We start from the raw sequence: 5,999 nt of genomic DNA, 5'->3' as shown, positions 1-5,999 counted from the left end.
TTCATCCCTCTCTCTCCCCTCCGCGAAAGCGAAGAGGGAGCATCCGTCTATCTTTCGACGAATACTCCCTCTCTCTCTTCTAAAAAAACGGCGGCGTCCTACTCTCCCACTGTGACGCAGTACCATCGGCACCGTTGGGCTTAACTTCTCTGTTCGGAATGGGAAGAGGTGGATCCCCAACGTTATAACCACCTGAATATCAAACAGCAATCATACATATCAAAATATCTTCACAAAAAAAACATAGAGCAACAGCTGACGTATACCCCCCTCTCTCGGCTTTTCTTTGTCCCTTCCTTGGGAACCGACAGCGGAAAAAGTCTCGGGCTATTAGTACTGCTCGGCTGAAACTGTTACCAGCCATACACCTGCAGCCTATCAAGGTCATCGTCTGTAACCACCCTACAGGGAAATCTTATCTTGAGGAAGGCTTCGTGCTTAGATGCTTTCAGCACTTATCCATACCAGACGTAGATACCCGGCGGTGCACCTGGCGGTACAACCGGTAAACCAGTGGTCTGTCCAACACGGTCCTCTCGTACTAGTGTCAGGCCCTCGCAAATTTCCTACGCCCACAACAGATAGAGACCGAACTGTCTCACGACGTTCTGAACCCAGCTCGCGTGCCACTTTAATGGGCGAACAGCCCAACCCTTGGGACCTTCTCCAGCCCCAGGATGTGACGAGCCGACATCGAGGTGCCAAACCACTCCGTCGATATGAGCTCTTGGGAGTGATCAGCCTGTTATCCCCGGAGTACCTTTTATCCTTTGAGCGATGGCCCTTCCATTCGGAACCACCGGATCACTATGCTCTAGTTTCCTACCTGTGCGACTTGTTTGTCTCCCAGTCAAGCACCCTTGTGCCATTACACTCTGCGACCGGTTACCAATCGGCCTGAGGGTACCTTTAGAAGCCTCCGTTACGCTTTTGGAGGCGACCACCCCAGTCAAACTACCCACCATACAATGTCCTCATTTCAAACGAGTTAGTATCCAAACATCAAAAGGACCGTATTTCAACAACGACTCCACAATGACTGGCGTCACCGCTTCTCTGTCTCCGGCCTATCCTACACATCTAATGCCCAAATACAATGTAAAGCTATAGTAAAGGTTCACGGGGTCTTTTCGTCCCGTTGCGGGTAATCGGCATCTTCACCGATACTACAATTTCACCGAGATCGCGGTTGAGACAGTGCCCAGATCGTTACACCATTCGTGCAGGTCGGAACTTACCCGACAAGGAATTTCGCTACCTTAGGACCGTTATAGTTACGGCCGCCGTTTACTGGGGCTTCAATTCAATGCTTCTCTTAACGATGACATCTCCTCTTAACCTTCCAGCACCGGGCAGGTGTCAGACTATATACCTCAAATTGCTTTTTTGCATAGCCTTGTGTTTTTGTTAAACAGTCGCCTGGGCCTGGTTTCTGCGGCCTGTCCGGAGACAGGCGTCCTTTTTCCCGAAGTTACAGGACCATTTTGCCTAGTTCCTTAACCGCGAATCTCTCGAGCGCCTTAGTATACTCAACCCAACCACCTGTGTCGGTTTTCGGTACGGGTAACACAGAAATAGGCTTAGCGGGTTTTCTTGGGAGCCTGATTACGTCCTTATCCCTTCGTACAAGTACTCCGGGTACTATCAGGTTCGACTCTCGGAGCGGTTTTGCCTACCCCGATCTGCATCTACACCCTTTAACCGCCTATTCCGTCAGACGGCCGGACTGTCACTTCTCCGTCACCACATCGCTCTCTGTATTAGTACCGGAATATTAACCGGTTCTTCCATCGACTTCGCCTTTCGGCTTATCCTTAGGCCCCGACTAACCCTGATCCGATTAGCGTTGATCAGGAATCCTTGGTCTTGCGGCGAGGGGGTTTCTCGCCCCCTTTATCGTTACTTATACCTACATTTGCTTTTCCTATATGTCCAAACCGGATTGCCTCCGATTCTTCTGCCTCATAGGAATGCTCCCCTACCGATATATTAATATCCCACGGCTTCGGTAAATTGCTTATGCCCGCGTATTATCCATGCCAAAATCCTCGACTAGTGAGCTGTTACGCACTCTTTAAATGAATGGCTGCTTCCAAGCCAACATCCTAGCTGTCTCTGCACCTTGACTTCGTTTAATTCAACTTAGCAATTATTTCGGGACCTTAGCCGGTGGTCCGGATTCTTCTCCTCTCGGACATGGACCTTAGCACCCATGCCCTCACTCCATCGGTCGATTATTATGCATTCGGAGTTTATCTGGACTTGATAGGCGGTGAAACCCTCGCATCCAATCAGTCGCTCTACCTCATAATAACACCCAACAGGCTGCACCTAAATGCATTTCGGGGAGTACGAGCTATCTCCAAGTTTGATTAGCCTTTCACCCCTACCCTCAGTTCATCCGAAAGCTTTTCAACGCTTACCGGTTCGGTCCTCCAGTTAGTGTTACCTAACCTTCAACCTGACCAAGGGTAGATCACTTGGTTTCGCGTCTACTGCAGGTGACTATACGCCCTTTTAAGACTCGCTTTCGCTTCGGCTGCATATCTCTATGATACTTAACCTTGCCACATACAGTAACTCGTAGGTTCATTATGCAAAAGGCACGCAGTCACCCCACAAAAGGGGCTCCTACCGCTTGTAGGCAGACGGGTTCAGGGTCTATTGCACTCCTCTGTTCGAGGTTCTTTTCACCTTTCCCTCACGGTACTGGTCCACTATCGGTCTCTCGGGAGTATTTAGCCTTACGGGATGGGCCCCGCTAATTCACACAGGATTTCTCGTGTCCCGCGCTACTCAGGTGCTCCGTCAGATACATTACGATATGCCGGATACGCAGCTGTCATGCTCTTCGGCCAAACTTTCCAGTTTGTTCTCCTATATCGTCCTGTCTCCTTTTTTCGAAGTCCTATTACCCCGCATCTGCCAGAAACAAATGCGGTTTGGGCTGGTCCCCGTTCGCTCGCCACTACTAAGGGAATCACTTTTGTTTTCTTCTCCTACGGGTAATGAGATGTTTCAGTTCCCCGCGTTCGCCCACGGCATACACCGTGTGTCAGGCCATAGCCTGACGGGTTGCCCCATTCGGATATCTGCGGATCAATTCGTATGTGCCGATCCCCGCAGCTTTTCGCAGCTTATCACGTCCTTCATCGCCTCCGAGAGCCTAGGCATCCACCGTCTGCCCTTTCTTACTTTTTCTCCGCTTCATACCTCTTCCGGCATGACAGGCGGTATACTTCAGCTTTTTTATTGCTCTACTTTTTCTTCTTGCTTATATCTCAATATGTCAATGATCGCTGTCTTCGTGGAGAATATCGGATTCGAACCGATGACCCCCTGCTTGCAAAGCAGGTGCTCTAGCCAGCTGAGCTAATCCCCCGTAGTCCCAGGCAGAGTTGAACTGCCGACCTCTACATTATCAGTGTAGCGCTCTAACCAACTGAGCTATAGGACTGCTTGATTACTCTATTCCTCTCTGCGGCCTGTTTGCCGATTCCTTCAACCGGCGCGGGGGAAGTCCCTCGGATCTTGCGACGTAAAAAGCTTTTGCTCGCTCCGACGACCTTTACCGAGGATCCTCCCGGGGTGACGTCAGGCCGACGAACTCTTCTTATGAGCCCTCCGGCCCCTCGCACCCGCGAGGGTATATGTTTAATTCATACTTCGAACAAAAGCGGTACGCAAGACCTTCGAAAAGCAATCCGGTATCCCTTTCCTCTCGTCAATACCCCTCTCTCCTCTGTCTTTTCCCGATCCTTTTTGAGCCTGTTGCGAGACGGCGGATTTTCTGCTACCTGTTGCTCCGAACTCCAGAAAGGAGGTGTTCCAGCCGCACCTTCCGGTACGGCTACCTTGTTACGACTTAGCCCCAGTCACCGGTATTACCCTAGTACGCCCCTTGCGGTTACGTCCTTCAGGTACCCCCGACTCCCATGGCTTGACGGGCGGTGTGTACAAGGCCCGGGAACGTATTCACCGCGCCATGGCTGATGCGCGATTACTAGCGAATCCAGCTTCACGGAGTCGAGTTGCAGACTCCGATCCGAACTGGGGAAGGGTTTCGAGATTCGCATCCGGTCGCCCGGTAGCTGCCCTTTGTCCCTCCCATTGTAACACGTGTGTCGCCCCGGATGTAAGGGCCGTGCTGATTTGACGTCATCCACACCTTCCTCGCGCCTTACGACGGCAGTCTCGGTAGAGTCCTCAGCTTGACCTGTTAGTAACTACCAATGTGGGTTGCGCTCGTTATGGCACTTAAGCCGACACCTCACGGCACGAGCTGACGACAACCATGCAGCACCTACATAGATGTCCCGAAGGAAGAACGGCTTTCACCATCTGTCATCTACATTTCAATCCCGGGTAAGGTTCCTCGCGTATCATCGAATTAAACCACATGTTCCTCCGCTTGTGCGGGCCCCCGTCAATTCCTTTGAGTTTCACCGTTGCCGGCGTACTCCCCAGGTGGATTACTTAACGCTTTCGCTGTGGAAGCTTATCGGTATATCGCAAACTCCTAGTAATCATCGTTTACTGCGTGGACTACCAGGGTATCTAATCCTGTTTGATACCCACGCCTTCGTGCTTCAGTGTCAGTTACAGTATGGCAAGCTGCCTTCGCAATCGGAGTTCCTCGTGATATCTATGCATTTCACCGCTACACCACGAATTCCGCCTGCCGCCACTGCACTCAAGCCTGACAGTTTCAACGGCACGCTGAACGTTGAGCGTTCAGTTTTCACCGCTGACTTACCAAGCAACCTACGCACCCTTTAAACCCAATAAATCCGGATAACGCTCGCATCCTCCGTATTACCGCGGCTGCTGGCACGGAGTTAGCCGATGCTTATTCCTACGGTACATTCAGCGCCCTACCCGTAAGGCTCGTTATTCCCGTATAAAAGAAGTTTACGACCCATAGGGCCTTCATCCTTCACGCGACTTGGCTGGTTCAGGCTCTCGCCCATTGACCAATATTCCTCACTGCTGCCTCCCGTAGGAGTCTGGTCCGTGTCTCAGTACCAGTGTGGGGGATAAACCTCTCAGTTCCCCTACCCATCGTTGCCTTGGTGAGCCGTTACCTCACCAACAAGCTAATGGGACGCATGCCTATCTTACAGCTATAAATATTTCCTCAAAGGCCCATGCAGACCCCTGAGCATATGCGGTGTTAGTCCGTCTTTCAACGGGTTATCCCCCTCTGTAAGGCAAGTTGCATACGCGTTACGCACCCGTGCGCCGGTCGCCATCAGTCTTAGCAAGCTAAGACCATGCTGCCCCTCGACTTGCATGTGTTAAGCCTATCGCTAGCGTTCATCCTGAGCCAGGATCAAACTCTTCACTGTCATATTTGTGTTGGTTTGTTTTCTGTTGTCTTCGCTCAGAGTGTGTGAAAGCCGGATGTTTATTTCATCCGTCTCTCGATTTATCAGGTAGCACCTTTCGTCTCTGTTATACTCTTTCGGTTCCCTTTGACTCTTTTTTGAAGAATGCCCGTAGGCCGTCCTCCTTGAAAAAGGGCTTGACTTTGTTTGAGGCTCATTCTCAAAGAAAAAAGTTTTTGCCTTCCCTCTTCTCGAAAAATTTCTCTTGTACTACACTTTTGTTCTATTGTATGAACTATGTCAATGATCGCTTATTGGCAACTGCCGCTCTGCTTGATTCGCCCAAAGTGAGACCCCGAAGATCCCCCGCGAAAAGCGGACAGTGGTGCAAAAGTAATACCTTTTTATTCCCTGACCAAATTTTTGGCCATTTTTTTCGTTGCATCGCCATTCGTTACAGGGAAGACCCCGCAACTCACTTGATTCAGAGCGGCTACTCTGACCCCGCAGGACGCCTACAAAAATACAGGTGAGCACTTTTGCGGTCACAAAAGTACACCTTTTTTATTCCCACACAAACCTTTTGAATACTTTTTTTGCGCCAAAGCAACTCGAAATCATCCCAAACAAAACTACATTATAATAATGATCGCGCGCGCGATGAACAGCCAA

At 50.5% G+C, this 5,999-nt stretch carries 2 tRNA genes and 3 rRNA genes; all 5 read right to left on the bottom strand.

Features of this window, described 5'->3' with window-relative positions:
- Window positions 1–85: 85 nt before the first annotated feature.
- The 5 genes from rrf to C7382_RS09800 all read right to left on the bottom strand — a co-directional run bounded on the left by rrf (window position 86) and on the right by C7382_RS09800 (window position 5,348).
- Window positions 86–196 (bottom strand): 5S ribosomal RNA (gene rrf, locus C7382_RS09820).
- A 115-nt stretch (window positions 197–311) separates the two neighbouring features.
- A 23S ribosomal RNA gene (locus C7382_RS09815) occupies window positions 312–3,201 on the bottom strand.
- 107 nt (window positions 3,202–3,308) lie between these two features.
- Window positions 3,309–3,382 (bottom strand) — tRNA-Ala (locus C7382_RS09810).
- A 1-nt stretch (window position 3,383) separates the two neighbouring features.
- Window positions 3,384–3,457, bottom strand: a tRNA-Ile gene (locus C7382_RS09805).
- Between the two features lie 359 nt (window positions 3,458–3,816).
- Window positions 3,817–5,348, bottom strand: a 16S ribosomal RNA gene (locus tag C7382_RS09800).
- Together the 16S, 23S and 5S rRNA genes with 2 tRNA genes alongside form the textbook arrangement of a ribosomal RNA operon.
- Window positions 5,349–5,999: the final 651 nt, after the last annotated feature.

Origin of the sequence: Porphyromonas loveana (genome assembly GCF_003096695.1) — a bacterium.
GTDB lineage: Bacteria > Bacteroidota > Bacteroidia > Bacteroidales > Porphyromonadaceae > Porphyromonas > Porphyromonas loveana.
Note: the sequence above shows the minus strand (reverse complement) of the source record. Positions and strands in the feature narration are given on the sequence as shown.